A 17,941-nucleotide genomic window follows, 5' to 3' on the forward strand; every position below is an offset into this window, starting at 1 on the left:
CGGCATGAACGATCATTTCTCAGCCCCCAAGGGCAATTTCCGCGGTCACGACCAACAAAAAGTCTGGCAACAAGAACCTGACCCGGAACTGACCGAGGTTGGCCCGGGCACTCCGTGCGGCGAATACCTGCGCCGGTTCTGGATGCCGGTGGCAATGACCGATCAGATTGGCGACCTGCCCTATCGCCTGCGTATTCTGGGCGAAGATCTGGTTCTGTTCCGGGAAAAGAAAGAGGGCAAGCTGGGCCTGACCCATCTGCATTGCTGCCACCGCAACATGAGCCTGGAGTTCGGCATCGTTGAGGAAGGCGGAATTAGATGCTCATACCACGGTTGGAAGTACGGTTTGGACGGCACCATTCTGGAAACCCCGTGTGAGCCGCCCGCCTCACAGGTCAAAAAAAAGGCCTGCCTGGGGGCTTATCCAGTGATCGAGTACAAGGGTTTGGCCTTTGCATTTATGGGGCCCCCCGAAGAGCAACCCCCATTTCCAGTGATGGACACATTTGATGATGATGGCGACGAGTTGGTGCCTTACCTCATCAAATCCCCGTGCAACTGGCTTCAGGTGATGGAAAACGCATGGGACCCGTTCCATGTTGTCTACCTGCATACACTGGCCGTACGCAGCCAGTTCATCGACGCCTTTGCCGAGATGCCGATGATCGAGTTTCACGATAGTCAAACGGGCGATTTTTACACCAATGTCCGACGTGTCGAAGATATCGTCTGGGTGCGCATACATGACCATATGCTGCCGTCGTTCACGCAAAATGGCGGCCACTTCCCGGTGCCAGACGGGTCACGCTATTTTGGGCGCTGCGGGCTGTCGCGTTGGATAACCCCAATTGACGACACCAACACGATGGTCATCGCATGGCGCCACTTCCGGGATGCGGCGGCGAATGACGATCCAAAGGGCCTAACGGACAAAAACAAAGTGGGCTTTGGGATGACCGATTTCTATGGCCAGGATCCCGATCGACCCTATGAGATGCGCCAGCGGGACCCCGGCGACTATGACGCCTGGGTCAGTCAAGGGCCGCGGAACATCCATGCCCGCGAAAACCTCAGCTTTACGGATCGCGGTGTGGCCAAGGCACGCCGCTTGCTGCGCAACGCCATTCGCGCGTTGAAAGACGGTCAGTCCCCTCCGCAACCGACCGATGGCTTTGCTGGTCAGGTGATACCGACCTATGCCGGGGACACAATGCTGCGCATTCCGCTTCAGGACGGCCGCGATGATGGTGCTGTGCTCAAGGAAATCTCGCATCAGGTGGCTGAGATCTACAAATCTGGCGACCATTTGCAGGGCGAGGCACGTGAGACGTTCATCGTCGATGCGCTGAAAAAGTATGAGGCAAGCTGGTCATGACCAATCGTGTTCCACATAATCCGGGTCGGGTCGACTGGTCCGGCGAAAACCCCGGCATTTATCTGAAACAGAACTCGACGCAGGACCACTATGACACTCTGGCGCTATTCTTTCGGGTGGTTTTGTCGCCCTATGGTCGGGGCAATGCCGCATTGATCCTGGGCGCGCCGGATCAAGCGCAGGGTTGGCCGCACGCACCCAATCTGATCATGACGGACAACCAACGCATGATGCGCTGGATCGTGGATGGTTGGGTCACCAAGATGCCCACCTTTATCGGAAAGGCAGGCCTCGACGCGATGAGCTGGCTGGACTGTGACAGCGTCGAAAAACGCCCCGGTGATTTGAGATCGCGCTATTCCGAGACCCTGCGCGGCTCGGGCGTCACGGTCGAGATGATCTGGCAGGAAATGGGTCCACCCTTGCCAGTAGAGGTAACTAAGGAAAACTCGGCAACCAAAGAGCATGAGATGTATTCGGTTTTCCTTGAAGCCAAGACGGCGCAGGTCGTCATCAACGGCACCCTGCTCCCCGGTCAGGTTGCAAGCCGCCAGTTCTTTGGCCGCACCATGTCGACCGCCTTTCTGGCCTTTTCCGAAACCTGGGTGACCCCGCAGGAGGATCTGTAATGCCGTTGAACGAACCGATCACCCCCGGAACCGTCGACTGGACAGGCGAGAACCCCGGCATCCTGCTGAAAGACGACAACAACAATTTCACCGCCATGGCGCTGTTCTTTCGCGTGGCATGGTCTCCAGTCGGTCAGGGTCAGGTGCTGCTGCTGTATGGAACGCCAGATCAAGTGGAAGGACCGCCGGAGGCACCGAACGCAATCCTGAGCGACAATCCCGATCTGACCGCCTTTCTGAAGACCAATTTCATCAGCAAACTGGCGGCTTTCGCAAATGCTCCCGCTTTTGCTTCCCTGCCCGAGATAGGCGCGCAGGTCGTCCGATCCTCGGGCGATCCGATGAGCCACCGCTATACCGAAACCATCGCCGGGGAAAACCTGACGGTCGAACTGGTCTGGGAGGGGCTCGAGCCACCCCGGGCGCTGGAGTTGTCTCCGCATGAGGTCGCTTCGGGTGAGCAGAACATGTTCTCGCTACTGGTGCCCGCACATTCGGCGCAGATCATCGTTAATGGTCACGCATTGCCGGGCAAGTTGGGCACACGGGTCCAGGCTGGGTATGAAACGACGACAGCCTTCCTCTATTTCTCGGAAACATGGATCATCCCGCCGGAGGATACTTGATGCTGCATCCGGCTGATCAGCTGGCGTTCGACAAGGCCATGGTGACACAACCGGTCTGGAACCGGTTCAATACTGCTTCCGAGGCGCTGAGGTTGGACGAAAATGTCCTGCTACATGCCGGTCCCGCCTTCGCCAGCCCGGATCAGATCACCGCGCCGATCCTGAACTCGGCTTGTGTCGCTGCAGTCTGGCAAGGGCTGGCACAGAACTTCGATCAGGCCGAGGCGATGATCAATGCGGGCGAGATCATCCTGAAACCTGCGCAGGACCATGATGTCGTGACACCTCTGGCCGCGGTCGTCTCGGCGGATATGCCGCTGCACACAGTCTATGACGCGTGGCGTGGCCAACAACGTGTTTATGCGCCGATTAATGCAGGCAGCCGCCCGGCCATGCGGTTGGGGCTGAGGTCCGAGGCGGTGCTCAACCACATTCGCTGGCTCAACACCCGGTTTCTTGACGTTCTGGAGAAAGGGATTGCCGAAGGGATCGCTCTGGTCCCGCTGGCCGTGATCGGCCTGATGGGTGGGGATGATTGCCATGGCCGCACACCCGTGGCCGCACAGGCGTTGATTGCTGAACTCAAGGATCGCACCACCAGCGGGATCACGGATGACGACGCGTTGGCCTTTATGGACTGCTCGCCGTCACTATTTCTCAACCTCTGGATGGCAGCGACCAAATGCATGATGAAACTGGCGGAGGGTATTGAAGGGTCAAGCTTCGTCACTGCTGCAGGCGGCAATGGGCGTGAAGTTGGCATCCAGATCTCGGATCTGCCGGGCCGTTGGTTCACAACCCCGGCCAGCCCTCCCAAAGGGGCGTTTGACGTGGATCTGCCGCAGGACCGCGCCCTCGGAGCGGTCGGGGACAGTGCCGTGGTCGAGGCATTCGGGCTGGGGGCAATGGCCATAGATCTGAGCCCTGAACAAAAGAAGGGTCTGGGTGCCTATCTGCCCGACGACGCTCAAGCGCGAATGTCAGGTCTGTCAGTCGGAACGCATCCGTATTTCCGGGCCTTCGATGTTCGGCTGGGCAGCACGGCGCGGGGTGCCGTGGAACAGGGTTCGGGGCCTGTGATCGGGCTGGGCATTCTTGACCGATTGGGTGAGGCCGGTCGCTTGGGCGGTGGCATCTACGACATGCCAGTCGCCCCCTTTGCCGACGCGTTGAAAGCGCTGGAGACATGACTGGGTTGAACCATCATTCTGCCCATGAACTTGCCACATTGATCCGCGCAGGTGAGGTGAAACCTTCCGAGGTGATGGCGGCCCATCTGGACCGCATCACGAAGCGTGAACCCGTCATCGGGGCTTTTCAAACCCTCGATGCGGACCGCGCCATGGAGCGCGCCAAGGCCGCCGATACTCTCCCCGTTGGTAGGCCGCTCCATGGCGTGCCGTTTGTGATCAAGGATATCATCGACACCGATGACATGCCGACAGGATGGGGTAGCGACCTGTATGCCGGGCGCCGCCCCGACCGCAATGCAGCTTGCGTTCAGGCTTTTTTGGACGCGGGCGCGATCCCAATCGGTAAAACCATCTCCACCGAATTCGCCTACTTCAAGCCCGGTAAAACTGCCAATCCGGCGAATCCGGCGCATACGCCGGGAGGCTCGTCATCCGGCTCCGCCGCAGCTGTGGCCGATTTCATGGCTCCGCTCGCATTTGGTTCGCAAACCGCAGCCTCGCTGATCCGACCAGCAGCGTATTGCGGGGTCTGCGGGTTCAAGCCAACCACCAGACGGTATGTTCTGACGGGTGTCATGGGCTTGTCCCAAAGCCTGGATACACTCGGCCTTCTGGCTCGTGATCCCCGCGACTTTGTGCTGACCGATGCGGTAATGTGCCGAACTGACCCGGCACCGCCAGTTGAGTTCGAAGAGGCTTTGCCTCGGATCAGCCTAATGCGCGGCCCGCACTGGCGGGACGGTTCGGTCGAGATGCGGGACACGTGCACGCGTGCGTTAGCCGCCCTTGCCGCGACGAGAGCAGAGACCGGAGAAATTGCTTTTCCACCCGTTTTTGCCGAACTTACGCAGGCTCAGATTACCGTCATGGGCTATGAGGTCGCGCGGCAGCGCGCTGCAGAATACGCTATCGGCATGCCTGCCATCAGCCCGCAATTTCATGACCTTGCCACAGCGGGGCTGGCGGTCACCGACGCAGAATACCAAGCCGCGCTGGACCTACGCGACCGGGCGGGTGCGATGCTGGACCAGATGTTCCGTGATGTGGACGCTCTGTTGGTCCCGTCGGCCCCCGGACCAGCCCCTGCCGGTTTGGACGCTACTGGAGATCCGCTTTTTTCCCGGATGTGGAACCTGTTGCAGGTGCCTTCGGTCGCTTTGCCGTTCGGAACCGACCAAAATGGCTTGCCGCTTGGCATTCAATTGATCGGACGAAAGGGTGATGACGCCCGCCTGCTGGACATAGCGGTCTGGGCCCATGAACACCTGTCGCAATAATCGCCTAAGGAATTATCGGCAACAGCAAAGCAAGTGATACGGGAATGCTGACGGCTGCTATCAACGTCTGCAACGTGACAATGGCCGCCATCAGCGGCGCGTCTCCACCCAAGTGCTTGGCCAGCGTGTACGAAGACGCACCGGCCGGCACCACCGAGTAGACGACGGCGATCTGCAGAACCTCCCGCGGCAACCCCACCAGCAGTCCGATCACCAGAACTGCCAGAGGGAAGACAATCATCTTGCCCGTGAAGGCCAGAATTAAGGGCAGCGCACTTGCGGCCATTGCCCGGACTCTCAGATTTGCACCGACAGCCAGCAATGTGATCGGCAAAGCGCCTGCACCCAGAACATCCGTCACATCATGCACGACCGCTATCCTGTCACCGATCAACTGGTTGGCACAGACCGCCAGAAAGATCGAAATCACATATGGGTTGCGCGCGAGTTCCCGCAGGATTGCAACGGCCAGGCTGTTGGTCCGATCGCCTTTGAGCGCACCAACCATCAGAACCACCATAACAATATTGGTGGTGGGCACGAGAATTGCGGTCGCCAGAATCGCGATATCCAGCCCCGCTGGCCCATACAAGTTGGCAGCCAGCGCAAGTCCGATGAATGAGTTATGTCGCGCACTGCCTTGCAGGATCGAGGTGGCCTGCGGCGGCGCAAAACCCATCAAACGGGCACTAAGAAGCGCAAACAGAAGCGCCACAACGAACCCACCCAGAATGGCGACCGAGTAAAGGCCCAGCGCCGACTTGTCCAACGGCGACAGGGAAATTTTACTGAACAGAAGGCATGGCATCAGAACCCAATAGACAAGCTTGTCATTCAGGTTCCAGAAATCCGTACTGGGAATGCCGCCTTTGCGCAGGGCCAAGCCCAGCGCAATGATCAAAAAGATCGGCAGTATCGAGGTGAGTGTCGAAAGCATTACAATTCGCAGACAAAACCGGGCCGGCTCGACCGGACACTGTCATGACTGGCGTTTCTACGCAATGCGATGTCGGATAGACCCGAATGCTTCAGCCGCGGGTATCAGCATCATCATCGATGACAGCCATCGCGTCGATCTCGACCAAAAGCGACGGATCGGCCAGCCCCTGCACAACCACGCCTGTCGAACAGTGATGAACACCTTCGAACCAGCGATTGATCGCCTCGTAAACGGCTGGACGGTATGAAATATCGGTGACGTAGACTGTCAACTTGCAAACATCGGTCAAGCTTCCCCCGGCCTCTTCCATCCAGCGCTGGATGTTGCGGCAGGCCTGATCTGCCTGCGCGCCCGGGTCGCCTTCGCCAACCAGTGTGCCATCCATCAGAGTGCCAACCTGTCCCTGCATGAAAACAAAGTCACCCCGGGCGCGGATCGCCTTGGAATAAGTTGCTTTCGCGTGATAGCGCGTCTGGTACTTGTGGATGTGCGTTCGAACCATGCCGATCTTCCCCTCAAGCCGTTGCGCGTATCAGATAGTCTTCGACCATATCCGCAAAACTTTGTTCGACTGCGAACTCAATACCATCCTGGCACCGCATCACCAAAGCCTTGAGGCCAAATACTTCGGTATAGGAAACCGCGTCCGTCCCGAACACGCTGTCATGCAGATCCATCGGGCAGGCAATTGACATCACCTGACCTGCATCGTGGCCGACTAAGCGAAAGAAGGTCATCGTGTCCGAGACCCGAACTATACTGATATCAGCCGGGCAGTCCGTGGGCTTCAGCCGGGCTTCCATCGCGTCTTCCTGCGCCAGTGGGGCGCGGGTGATCCAGTGGTCACGACCGATGTGAAACAGTTCGATGCCATCCTTTTCTGTTCGGCTGTTAGGGCGGTACGGCAAACTAAGTAAAGCGTCCCCAGCCCATTTCGATACCGCGTCAGGCGCGCCTTTGAGGTCGAACAGAGCCATCAGGCCGCACCGTTCAATTGTGACGTCATAACTCATCTCAGGACCTCAGCAATTTACCTTCGGGGTCGTGAAAGACCGGTTTCGTGACCGTGACCGGGATCACGTCATCCTTCAGCCGGACGTGGGCGGTTTCGCCCTGCCGCGCGTGGCCATCTTCCAGCAACGCCAGCCCAACCCAGCGGTTGTTTACCACGCTCCATACACAGGCAGTGACCAGCCCGTCGGTGGTTTCTTTCCGACCTCCGGGCGTCAGTGGTGCACCTTCGGGGATTTGCTGGTTGGGATCATCCGCCAGAATTCCAACCAGCTCGCGCCGGGTACTGCCGCCTGACCTGCGCAGCTGGACCGAGCGTTTGCCCAGATAGTCAGGCTTCTTCTTGGACATCGCCCATCCCATTCCCAGATCATAGGCATCCACCGTGCCATCGACCTCATGCCCCAACGACAGGAACCCTTTTTCGACCCGCAGCACATGGCTGGATTCCGAACCCACAGGCAGGATGCCAAAGGGCGCACCAACCTCCATCACCTTGTCCCAAAGGGCCGCCATGTGGCGCGGGGCTACGTTGACCTCATAGGACAATTCACCGGTGAAACTCACTCGCACCACCCGCGCCGGGAAACCAGCGACGGTGCCTTCGCGGAAAGACATGAAAGGGAACGCCTCGGGCGCGAGGTCGATATCCGAGCCTACCGCCTGCAAAACTTCACGCGCCTTGGGACCACAGATAGTGGCATTATTCCACTGGCTGGTGACAGTGGTAATCAGCACCTGCCAGTCGGGGAATTCGGTTTGCAGCAGCTTTTCCATATGCTGGTTCACCGCATCCGCGTGACCGGTCGAGGTTGAAATCATCCAGCGGTGCTCATCGAGCCGGAAGGCCACGCCATCGTCCAGGATTAAACCATCTTCAGACAACATCAGCCCATAGCGTCCGTCACCCGGTTTCAGCGTGGACATAAGGTTGGAGTAGATGAAATCTAGGAATTTCGGAACGTCCCGCCCCTTCAGTTCAAACGTGCCAAGAGGCGATCCGTCATAGACACCGACGCCTTCACGAACAGCGCGGCATTCGCGGTTTACCGCCTCTTGCAGGCCTTCACCCGGTTTTGGGAAATAGCCCGGACGCCGCCAGCGCGCGCCGGCTTCATACATTACAGCGCCGTTGTCCTTATTCCATTGGGTTACAGGGGTATGGCGATAGGGGAATAGCCGCCAGCCTTCCCGTAATCCGCCAATCGCACCAAACGAAACAGGCGTGTAGGGGGATCGAAAGGTGGTTGTTCCAACCTCTTGCAGCGGCACGCCCTTTTGCATCGCAACAGTGCCAATGATGTTGATATTGCCGGTCTTGCCCTGATCGACCCCCATGCCGCCGGTCGTGTAGCGCTTGACATGTTCCACATTGTCATAGCCTTCGCGCAGGGCCAGATGCACATCGCTGACCGAGACATCGTTCTGCACGTCCAGAAAAGCCTTCCCGCGCTGTCCCGGCACGTTGACCCGCCAGAGAGGTTCGATCGCGTAGGCCAGGTCTTCGCCGCCACCAACAATCCTATCCAGCGTCAGATCACCAGCCGCTGCACCCACAGCGCGACAATTCTGAACCGCCTGGTCAGGAACGAAGGCTGCCAGATCCTCATCAAATCGCAACGTGCTGCGGGATTGCGACCAAAGATGAACGGTCGGGTTCCAACCGCCGGAACAACCCAGCACGTCACAGTCGATCCAGCGACCCGCTCCTCCGGTCACGGGAACGGCTTTGACTGCGCGCACGCCTTTGCGCCCGCGTACGTCACCAGCAACGGTTGCGGCATGAACCGGAATATCCGGCACCAGCTTCATAGCTTCAGGTGGAACGGTTTTGCGACAATCGAGGATGGCCTCAACCTGCATACCGGCTGCTGCCAGATCGGCCGCCACGGCATAAACACTGTTGTTGTTGGTAAACAGCACCACACGCTGCCCGGGCGTAACGCCCCAGCGATTGACATAGGCCTGCACCGACGAGGCCAGCATGACACCGGGTCGATCATTGTCACCAAAGACCATGGCTCGTTCGGTGGCCCCGGTTGCAATCACAACTTCCCCCGCCCGCACGCGCCAGCTGCGTTCCAGAACTCCGTCCAGTTCGGGTTCGCGTTCGTTCACGATCATCAGATTGTGCTCGCGGTAAGCCCAGACGGTTGCATTCTGCAGATGGGTTACATTCTCCATCCCACGCAGCTCAGCCACCGCGTCCGCGACCCAGTCCACGGCTGACTGCCCACCGATATACAGGTTGCGGTTCAATAAACTACCGCCCGCCTCGGCGCCCTCATCGGCCAAAAACACGCGTTTTCCGGCGCGACCAGCCTCAAGCGCCGCTTGCAGCCCGGCTGGGCCCGCCCCCGCGATCAGCACATCGGCATGGGCGTTTCGGGCCTCGAAATGGCCTGAAGCCGGGGGGCTTTCGGGTGCTGCCGCCAACCCTGCAGCCCGGCGGATCGAAGGTTCGAACAGATGCCAGTTCGGCCATTTGAACGTCTTGTAGTAAAACCCTGCGGGGATAAACCGCGAGAGCAACTGATTGATCCCGCCCAGATCGAACTCGGGCGACGGCCAGCAATTGACCGATCGTGCGCTGAGCCCGTCCCGAAGCGGAACCGTGGTCGCGGGACGGTTACCCGAGGCATCCTCGCCGTCCAGTTCCACCAGCGTCGCAGGTTCTTCGACCCCGTGCCCCATAATACCGCGCGGGCGGTGATACTTAAAACTGCGGGCGGTGACACGAATTCCGTTGGCCAACAAGGCCGAGGCCAACGTATCGCCCTCAAACCCTTCATATGGTTTGCCATTGAAGGTGAAATGCAAAGGGCGGTTTCGGTCGATGCGCCCGCCCGAGGCGCGGCGGTTACGTTGTGCCATCGGGTGCCTCCACAATGTCATGGGTCCGTGTATCACGCCAGATGGTGAACCATTCACCGCATCCCCGTGCGTGCCACCATTTCTCCTGAACCGGACCCAATGGATTCGGCGTCACTGTCAGATACTCGACCCATTCCTCATCGCTGACGGCATTGGGATCTGGGCGGACCGCCCCTACCGGGCCACCATGGATAAATTCGCTTTCATTGCGCTTGCCACAGAACGGGCAGGTTATAAGCATCATGATCCTGTCCTTTCCTATCGCGCAGTGGTGGTTCCGGCTTCCATTACGAAATCCAGATGCCGGAACCTGCCCAGTGTGAAGGGTGCCATCAATGGGTGCGGTTCACCTTTGGCCACCAGATGCGCCAGCGTCAGCCCGCCCGCAGGGATAGCCTTATACCCACCCCACCATCCGGCGGTGACAAACAGGCCCGGCACATCTGTCTGATCCATGATGGGTGAGGCATCAAGGGCAATATCCAGATGCCCGCCCCACTGCCGCATCAGTTTGAGCTTCTTGAAACTGGGGAACAGCGACAGCATCGCAGTCACGGTATCCTCGAATACATGTTGCTTTATGTCTCGACGGAAGCTCTGCCCCATATCTGGCGCGCCGCCGATGACCATCTCACCTTTGTCGGACTGGCTGAAATAGAACCCGCTGTCCGGACAGTTCACGATCACATCAACCAGCGGCTTGACCGGCTCAGACACAAAGGCCGTCAGGTTCATCGTCCGCAGCGGCAGTTTGAGGCCTGCAGTTTCGGTCAGCGTCGTTGTATGGCCTGAGACTGCCACGACCACTTTCTTTGCGCGAACTGTGCCCCGGTTGGTCTCAACCCCTTCGATGGACCCATCCGCCCCGCGTAGCAGGGATTGCACCGCTGTTTGCTGATGAATCTCAATCCCGCGCGCATCAGCCGCGCGGGCATAGCCCCAGGCCACCGCATCATGCCGGTTCACGCCCGCATCCGTATGAACCATGCCGCAGATCACAGGCAGTCGTGCATCTGGGCCGCCGCCAGTCAACGCAGGAATGCGGCGGCGCAATTCTTCGGTTGTGATCTGTTCGTAGGTCGAGCCGTAGATGTCCATCACCAACTGCCGCCGCCGAAGCTCGCGTAGCTTGGGCCAGGTCTGAACCACATCGACCATGGTTCGTTTGGAATGCATCATGTTGAAATTCAACTCGTCCGTGAGACCTTCGTACATGGCGACGGATTTGACATAGAACGGGATTGACTCATCCCTCATGTAATTCGACCGAATGGTCACCGTATTTCGCGCGATGTTGCCGCCGCCCAGCCAGCCGCGTTCCAACACGGCGACATTGGTGATGCCAAATTCCTTGGCCAGATAATAGGCAGTTGCCAGCCCGTGACCCCCTGCCCCGATCACGACGACATCATAGCGGTCTTTCAGCGGCGGGCTGCGCCAGACCTGCGGCCAGTTCCGGTGCCCGGTTAGCGCATTACGGGCGAGCGAGAAAACAGAATAATTTTGCATGATGGTAATAATATTTATCACTGTGCACATTTAGTCAATAGATTTATCGACATGCAAAACAACTCGCCACGGGTTCTATTCCAATGCGGAAATTGCGGCTAAGGTAGCGAAGAAAGGTGACGCAATGAGCTTTCGCGTGGAACAGTTCCATCGACGTCTCGCCGGCAAATGGTCGGCCCGGTCGCTTTGGCCCTGCTTCATCATAAATTGCCGCAGTTCACCCGCCTCGTAACGCCAGAAAAACCGGGCGCAACGCGCCTGCCCTCTGCAACCGCCTCTGTGAATGAGGTGACAGAAATGGACGTTACATGACACAAACACCTGACCTGAAAACCGTTCGGAATACCTATGCGCGCGACGGAGTCGTGCTGCTGAAACAAGTGCTGTCACAGTATTGGCTGAGGAAGCTGCGCCAGGCTGTCGATGACGAAGTTGCCAAAGGCGACCGTTACTTTGCTTACAAAAACATGCGTGAAAATCCTGGCGTGTTTCAAGACTATTGCCTGAACTCTGATATTGGGCAGCGTGTGGCAGAGGTAGCAAACAGCCCCTGGACCTCGCTGATCTACGACCAGATATTTGCCAAAGAACCGGGCACAAAGACACAAACGGGCTGGCATACAGATCAACCCTATTGGCCGGTCTCAGGCCCGATCATGACCATGTGGATTGCGCTGGACCCCGTGGACCCCGACAACGGTGCGTTGGAGTTCGTAAGAGGCTCGCATGCTTGGGGCGCCAAATACCGGCCCTTCAAAACGGACCAACTTGGGGGCTTTTTGCATTATCTGGAAGTGGACAACCCAGACTATATCGACATGCCCGATTTCGAGATGAACCGCGCCGACTACGACATCTTTCACTACCCGAAAATGAAACCCGGTGATGCGCTGGCATTTGACGGTATGATTGTACATTCAGCGATGGGCAACCGCACCTCAACCCGGCGCAGACGCGGCTATGCGATCCGGTTCGCTGTGGACGGCGCAACCTATGAGCCCCGCGATACTGTCACCGAATGGCTGCACGACGATAGCTTACGCCCCGGTGCGCCATTCGCCGGGGGCCGGTTTCCAGTGATCTATAGAGCGTCATAACAAGCAAGCGGTAAACTCCGCCCTTCTTGCCAAAAATTCGGCCGGCAGGGCGGGGTCAGCTTCAAATAGCCCGATCAAGTGAAACTACATAAGTAACTTTCGCAGACGGCGCCTCAAGCCGGAACTGTTGTACTCACAGGGGTGGTTTCGGCTTCGATCGCGCGATCAAGCGTTTTGCGAAACAGTTTGGCACCCGCGTCCAACCCGAGATCGATATTGGGCGTCTTGGCGTACTTCATACCCTTGTGGACTTCTTCCAGTACGTCCTTGTCCTCAAGAAACGCCATGCGCGCACCGTCATTCATGAATTTGGACACTTCCGCATTTTCGGGATCGGAATTTCGGTGCTGAAACCAGAAGTATCTGGTGCGGTCTTCATCGATTGGGGTCATGAAATTATAGGAGATATTGATGAACGTTTCGGCAATGGGTTGCTTGTCATACCCGCCGGTCCCGACCGGCGTATAGATGGATTTGTTCAGCCCGATCGCGGGCATGCACATCTCATAATGCTGTAGCCGGTCGCAATCGCCGTCAAATGCCACCAGTTTGGCGTAATAGGGCGATGGTGGTTTGTTCGCGATCCAGCGCGAGACGACGACGCCACGGTCGGTCCGCTCGACGTTCAGCGGCTCTTCATCCGTTCCAGCGCCTGCAAAAGAAGAAACATGCACCCAGGCGACATGGCTGGGATCAAGCAGGTTGTCGCAGACCCACAGGTAATGGCAGTCGATATCCATTACCCCACCGTCGGTCTTGCCCCAGCTGTCATCGTCAAAATTCTCGATCGGGAAAATCTTATCGGGATCTGCCAGCTCCGGATCGCCCATCCATATCCAAAGGAACCGATACCGATCCACAACCGGATATGATCTCACCACCGCCCGCCGCGGGGTCATGCCGCGCTGCGTCGGGCTGTCAGTGCACTTGCCCGTGCAGTCGAATTTAAGCCCGTGATAGCCGCATTCCACGACATCCCCGATAAGGTTGCCCTTGGACAGAGGCAGCTTGCGGTGCGGGCAAGCATCCTCCAATGCGACTGGCCTGCCATCCTCCTGCCGGTAAAGCACAATATTCTCGCCCAGAAACGTCTCGGCCTTCAGCTCGCGACCGATATCTTTGCTCCAGGCGGCGACATACCAGCAGTTTCTCAGATACATTGGAATGCTCTCCAGATTGTCAGATGGCTTGTGCAAGTATGGGCGGCAAGCCGATCTTGCACCATGCTGGAATGGTAATGACTCGTATAAGTCAGGCTAATTCCCGGTGCCCGCGGCTGGCGGAATGTCCGGCTGCGCCTCAACCTCGGCACGGATCCAGCTCAGAAACTCGCCGACTTTCGGGCTGTCCTTAGTTTCATGGGGTCGAACCAGCCAATAAGACAGCGGAGACTGCGTCAGCTCTGGAATTGGGCGCACCAAACGTCCGTCGCACAGCGTGTCGATGACCAGAGGTTCCCGCCCTAAAGCGACACCAAGCCCCTCGATGGCCGCCTGAACGACCAGATTGGATTGCCCAAACCTCCGTGTTCGCATGGGCCACGGTAACGTTAGCCCGCATTGCCGCGCCCAGAAATCCCACGTTGGACTTGCGGGCCCATGATGCAGGTTCTCATCCACCAGCATCGTGTGTTGCGCCAGATCTTCGACGCCACGCAAACTTGGTATCAAAGAAGGAGCGCAGACCGGAAACAGTTGCTCAGTCATCAGAAGATCGACCTGATAGCCAGGATAATCACCCAGTCCATAGCGAATACCGATATCCGCATCCGCCCCTGAAAACGGATATTGCCCGGTATCCGTAGCAATGGAAATCGACAGGTCCGGATGAGCAAGATCAAAGTTTAAAAGGCGCGGAAACAACCAGTTGAACGCAAAACCCGGCAGACATGAAATCACGATGGTCCTGTCGGTGCGGGTCTTGTCCCTCAACTGGGTACAAACGTCCGAAATACGCCCCAACCCTTCAGAAATGGCCAGTGCCAGCAGCTCTCCTTCGCGGGTCGGGCGCGATGACCTCGCGCCACGTACCAGCAGATCGCGACCAAGCCATTCCTCAAGCGCCCGCACATGCTGACTGACCGCGCTTTGGCTGACGCCCAGCTCAGCTGCAGCAGGGGAAAAGCCGGAATGCCGGACAACTGCCTCGAAGGCGCGCAGGGCGGAATAGGGCAGGTTTACGATCATATTAGTCACCCTAATGTCAGGCATAATCACTTTCAAATAGATTAGGCGCTCAACCCGAGCCTAATCTATACTGACCGGAACCCATAGGAGACGCGAATGTCGGACATCACACCCGAGCGCGGCGCGCGAAATCTATTGACTAATTGCGCCCACGCAACGGCAGGCGACCGGTTGTTGATCGCTTATGAACCTCCCGAACATGGCTATTTCGATGCGGATAGTGTCCAAATCGTCACGCATGCCGCGCGATCCATGGGGCTGTCGGTTGATGCAGTGGATGTGGGTTTTAATCCGGACAATCCACACCTTTCCACCGACCTCCTGGCGCGGTTCGAAACCGCCGATATTATCCTGTTTCTGGCCCGTCTCGGGGATCAACTCCGGTTCTCGGAAATGCCGCAGGGCAAGAAGATCATCGTCAGTTTCGCCCTGAGCCGCGAGCTTTTTGGCTCTGGTTTTTCCAACGGGCATCACGATGCCTTCCTCGACATCAAGGCTGGGATCAATGGCGTTCTGAACAGGGCCGCCGACGTGCGAGTCACCTGCCCTCTGGGTACGAACTTTCAGGGGCGGCCTGAGATGAACCTGGATACGACAGGCGATACGTCGATCCTACGCTTCCCCATGTCGGTATTCACGCCAGTCCCGGCACACAGCTTTTCGGGCCGGGTGGCGTTGAAATTTCTGACGGGCACCGGATCAAAATACTATGATGATTATACAGTAGAGTTCGAAAGACCGGTGTTTGCGATGCTGGAAAACGGGCGTCTGACAGGGATTGATGGCGATCCTGCCGACGCCGCGCGGGCCGAGGCTCATTATGACCGGGTCGCGGGTCAGTTTGGCATCGACCGCAATTTCGTGCATTCTTGGCATGCGGGCATCCACCCGGGCTGCGGCTACCCATGGGATATGCGCGAGAATTTCGAACGTTGGGGCGGGTCCGCTTTCGGCAATCCGCGTATTTTGCACTTCCACACCTGCGGTGCTTATGCCCCAGGCGAAATCAGCTGGAACGTGTTTGATCCGACGATCGTGATTGACGGTGTGACATACTGGGAAAACGGGGCTTTCCACGCCGACCGGCTGCCCGGCGGAGCCACCATTTTGGACAAACACCCCTGCGCGGCTGCCCTGTTCGCCGACCCCGATCTGGATATCGGTCTACGCCGCACTGGCTGAGCCTTCCCGCTTGATCGAACGCGTGCCATCGCGCTAAACTGATTGCAATAGGTCCACCTGACAAGGTCCTATGGTGCGGAGCACTCCCGTCTCCGGTGCCGGTACATGCGATGAGGGCACAGCCCCCGCACCGGCAAAAATGTGGAATTCACATGTCACAAGCAATCGTAACGCCCCTGTCTCAGGCACTGGCCGAAGGCAAGCTCACGCGTGAAGAACTGAAAGGATTCATGCAACGGTCCGACGGCCCCGGCTTGCGCCATCTGGCGCTTTGGGTACTGGTGCTGGCTGGCACAACTACCCTTGTCACCCTAGCCTGGAACAGCTGGCTAATCTGGCCCGCAATGTTCCTGCAAGGCATCGTTCTGGTGCACCATTTCTCACTACAGCATGAATGCGTGCACTATACAGTGTTCCGAACCCGGTGGCTGAATGATTTGGTAGGTCAGATCTGCGGCCTGATCATCATTCTGCCACATCGGTTCTTTCGCTACGAACATTGCGATCATCACACCTATACGCAACTGACCGGGGAAGACCCCGAACTGATCCCTTTGCCCGAAACAATGGGAGAATATCTGCTTTATCTGTCCGCCCTGCCCTATTGGCGCGGCAAATTCACGGAACTGTTTCGCCACGCCAGCGGCAATCTCAGCGAGACCGAGTTGCGGTTCATTCCGAAAGTCGAACATCAGGCCGTATATCGCGATGCCCGCAGAATGCTGGCTATTTATGCGGCGATCGTTCTGGGCATGGCCATCACGGGTTGGTGGGGGCTGATCTGGTACTGGTTCATCCCCCTGTTTCTGGGCGAGCCGGTGATGCGGTTCATCCGGATGACCGAACATGTCGGACGCCCGACCGTCGCGCAGATGTCAGAAAATACGCGCACCAATCTGGTTTCGGCACCGTGGTCCTTTCTGTGCTGGAACATGAATTACCACGCGGAACATCACTATGTCGCTTCGGTCCCGTTTCACGCGCTCCCGCGCTTGCATGAGAAGCTAAAAGACCACATCCATATCGAGCCCGGCGGCTATCTGGCTGCCCACCGTGAAATCCTGCGTCAGATCCGGCACAAGGAAGAGGCGTGATCCATGACAGATGTAAAACCGTGGAAAGACGTGATCGAAGCTGCTCGGTTGGAAAAAAATTGGGTCACACGGGTAGAACTCGGCTCACGTATCATCGCAATCTACGACACGCCCGGTGGTATCTATGCCTCACTGGCGCTTTGTAATCATGGCGGCGCGGATCTGTGTGACGGGTATTTCGATGGCTATGTCATCGAGTGCCCCCTGCATCAGGGCGCATTTGATGTGCGAGACGGGCGCCCGGTTTCAGCGCCTGCGACGCGGCCGATGAAAGTGTTTGAATCCCGGATCGAAAACGGCATGGTTCAGATCAGAGCATAGCCCCGATTGCCCCTAACCCGGTGCCGGCAAACCCGGCATCGGGACATAACCAGGCAAAGCCTCAACACGCGCGATCCACGCGCGCACCGCCGGGTATGGAGACATCGATATTCCACCCTGATACGCCAAAGCTATGTAGGGATAGCAGGCCAGATCTGCGAGGGTGGGACGGTCGCAGGCCAGCCAGCGATGGTCTGACAAGTGTTGCTCCATGATCTTCAGAGATTTCTGCCCAAGCGCCTGCGGCTCGGCCAGATCGGTGTCGCGCTCAAACAGAACAATCGCCCGGGCCATTGCAACGCCGTGGAAGATTTCATTCACAGAAAACGACAACCATTGCTGTATGTCGCCGTGTTCCTTCGGTGTGGTCGGGGCCCATTCGCCTGCGCCGTATTTCTGCGCCAGATAGACCATGATGGCAGTACTGTCGCGCAGGATGAACCCATCATCGTCCAGAACTGGTACCTTGTTCAGCGGATTGACCTGCAAAAACGCGCTCTGGTTTTGGTCTCCGTTCAGCAGGTCTACGTCGATGATCTGGTGATCCCGCTGCAGCATGGACAGTAACAGTCGTACTTTGTGACAGCTGCCCGAAAGCCGGAAATCATAGAGGCGTATCATACTGGC

General features: G+C 58.0%; 18 protein-coding genes. 9 read left to right on the forward strand and 9 right to left on the reverse strand.

The annotated features are described in order from the left end of the window. Positions 1–4 precede the first annotated feature (4 nt). The 5 genes from AC2FI8_RS20280 to AC2FI8_RS20300 are packed head-to-tail and all read left to right on the forward strand — an operon-like array spanning position 5 to position 5,100. Entirely contained in the window at positions 5–1,375 is a 1,371-nt protein-coding gene (locus AC2FI8_RS20280) for a Rieske 2Fe-2S domain-containing protein (RefSeq protein ID WP_496780747.1), read from the forward strand. Further along, entirely contained in the window at positions 1,372–2,004 is a 633-nt protein-coding gene (locus AC2FI8_RS20285) for a hypothetical protein (protein WP_496780748.1), read from the forward strand. The genes AC2FI8_RS20280 and AC2FI8_RS20285 overlap by 4 nt, the downstream gene beginning before the upstream one ends. Beyond that, the gene (locus AC2FI8_RS20290; RefSeq protein WP_496780749.1) at positions 2,004–2,630 is read left to right on the forward strand and encodes a hypothetical protein; all 627 of its coding nucleotides are present in this window, start codon (positions 2,004–2,006) and stop codon (positions 2,628–2,630) included. Before AC2FI8_RS20285 ends, AC2FI8_RS20290 begins: the two co-directional genes overlap by 1 nt. Next, positions 2,630–3,820, forward strand: coding sequence for a YlbE family protein (locus AC2FI8_RS20295; RefSeq protein WP_496780750.1), 1,191 nt, complete (start codon positions 2,630–2,632; stop codon positions 3,818–3,820). The genes AC2FI8_RS20290 and AC2FI8_RS20295 overlap by 1 nt, the downstream gene beginning before the upstream one ends. After that, entirely contained in the window at positions 3,817–5,100 is a 1,284-nt protein-coding gene (locus AC2FI8_RS20300) for an amidase (RefSeq protein WP_496780751.1), read from the forward strand. The genes AC2FI8_RS20295 and AC2FI8_RS20300 overlap by 4 nt, the downstream gene beginning before the upstream one ends. Positions 5,101–5,104: 4 nt before the next feature. On the opposite strand, the gene AC2FI8_RS20305 is transcribed toward AC2FI8_RS20300, so the two are convergent. From AC2FI8_RS20305 to AC2FI8_RS20330, 6 genes are all read right to left on the reverse strand, one after another. Next, positions 5,105–6,037, reverse strand: a complete 933-nt coding sequence (locus AC2FI8_RS20305; RefSeq protein WP_496780752.1) for an AEC family transporter — start codon at positions 6,035–6,037, stop codon at positions 5,105–5,107. Between the two features lie 91 nt (positions 6,038–6,128). Next, positions 6,129–6,542, reverse strand: a complete 414-nt coding sequence (locus AC2FI8_RS20310; RefSeq protein ID WP_496780753.1) for a RidA family protein — start codon at positions 6,540–6,542, stop codon at positions 6,129–6,131. A gap of 13 nt (positions 6,543–6,555) precedes the next feature. Further along, positions 6,556–7,053: a sarcosine oxidase subunit gamma family protein gene (locus AC2FI8_RS20315; RefSeq protein WP_496780754.1), complete on the reverse strand. Its 498-nt coding sequence runs from the start codon at positions 7,051–7,053 to the stop codon at positions 6,556–6,558. 1 nt (position 7,054) lies between these two features. Continuing rightward, positions 7,055–9,925 (reverse strand): 2Fe-2S iron-sulfur cluster-binding protein, encoded by a 2,871-nt coding sequence (locus AC2FI8_RS20320; protein WP_496780755.1) that lies wholly within the window; start codon positions 9,923–9,925, stop codon positions 7,055–7,057. Continuing rightward, the gene (locus AC2FI8_RS20325) at positions 9,912–10,169 is read right to left on the reverse strand and encodes a sarcosine oxidase subunit delta (protein WP_282121036.1); all 258 of its coding nucleotides are present in this window, start codon (positions 10,167–10,169) and stop codon (positions 9,912–9,914) included. The genes AC2FI8_RS20320 and AC2FI8_RS20325 overlap by 14 nt, the downstream gene beginning before the upstream one ends. Positions 10,170–10,183: 14 nt before the next feature. After that, entirely contained in the window at positions 10,184–11,434 is a 1,251-nt protein-coding gene (locus tag AC2FI8_RS20330; protein WP_496780756.1) for an FAD-dependent oxidoreductase, read from the reverse strand. Between the two features lie 308 nt (positions 11,435–11,742). Between AC2FI8_RS20330 and AC2FI8_RS20335 the strand changes: the two genes are divergently transcribed. Then, positions 11,743–12,531: a phytanoyl-CoA dioxygenase family protein gene (locus tag AC2FI8_RS20335; RefSeq protein WP_496780757.1), complete on the forward strand. Its 789-nt coding sequence runs from the start codon at positions 11,743–11,745 to the stop codon at positions 12,529–12,531. A gap of 113 nt (positions 12,532–12,644) precedes the next feature. Here AC2FI8_RS20335 and AC2FI8_RS20340 read toward each other — a convergent pair whose 3' ends face one another. Together AC2FI8_RS20340 and AC2FI8_RS20345 are read right to left on the reverse strand one after the other, a co-directional pair. Continuing rightward, the gene (locus tag AC2FI8_RS20340) at positions 12,645–13,691 is read right to left on the reverse strand and encodes an aromatic ring-hydroxylating dioxygenase subunit alpha (protein WP_282154148.1); all 1,047 of its coding nucleotides are present in this window, start codon (positions 13,689–13,691) and stop codon (positions 12,645–12,647) included. Between the two features lie 96 nt (positions 13,692–13,787). Further along, positions 13,788–14,717 (reverse strand): LysR substrate-binding domain-containing protein, encoded by a 930-nt coding sequence (locus AC2FI8_RS20345; protein WP_496780758.1) that lies wholly within the window; start codon positions 14,715–14,717, stop codon positions 13,788–13,790. A 96-nt stretch (positions 14,718–14,813) separates the two neighbouring features. Between AC2FI8_RS20345 and AC2FI8_RS20350 the strand changes: the two genes are divergently transcribed. The 3 genes from AC2FI8_RS20350 (at position 14,814) to AC2FI8_RS20360 (ending at position 17,314) form a co-directional block, all read left to right on the forward strand. After that, positions 14,814–15,899: a hypothetical protein gene (locus tag AC2FI8_RS20350; protein WP_496780759.1), complete on the forward strand. Its 1,086-nt coding sequence runs from the start codon at positions 14,814–14,816 to the stop codon at positions 15,897–15,899. A 152-nt stretch (positions 15,900–16,051) separates the two neighbouring features. Beyond that, on the forward strand, positions 16,052–16,993 hold the full coding sequence (locus AC2FI8_RS20355) for a fatty acid desaturase family protein (protein WP_496780760.1): 942 nt from the start codon (positions 16,052–16,054) through the stop codon (positions 16,991–16,993). A gap of 3 nt (positions 16,994–16,996) precedes the next feature. Further along, a complete protein-coding gene (locus AC2FI8_RS20360) occupies positions 16,997–17,314 on the forward strand; it encodes a non-heme iron oxygenase ferredoxin subunit (RefSeq protein ID WP_496725727.1) in 318 nt (105 codons plus the stop codon). Between the two features lie 12 nt (positions 17,315–17,326). On the opposite strand, the gene AC2FI8_RS20365 is transcribed toward AC2FI8_RS20360, so the two are convergent. Beyond that, positions 17,327–17,935, reverse strand: coding sequence for a glutathione S-transferase family protein (locus tag AC2FI8_RS20365; protein ID WP_496780761.1), 609 nt, complete (start codon positions 17,933–17,935; stop codon positions 17,327–17,329). Positions 17,936–17,941 lie beyond the last annotated feature (6 nt).

It is taken from the genome of Ruegeria sp. CDSB029 (assembly GCF_059611125.1).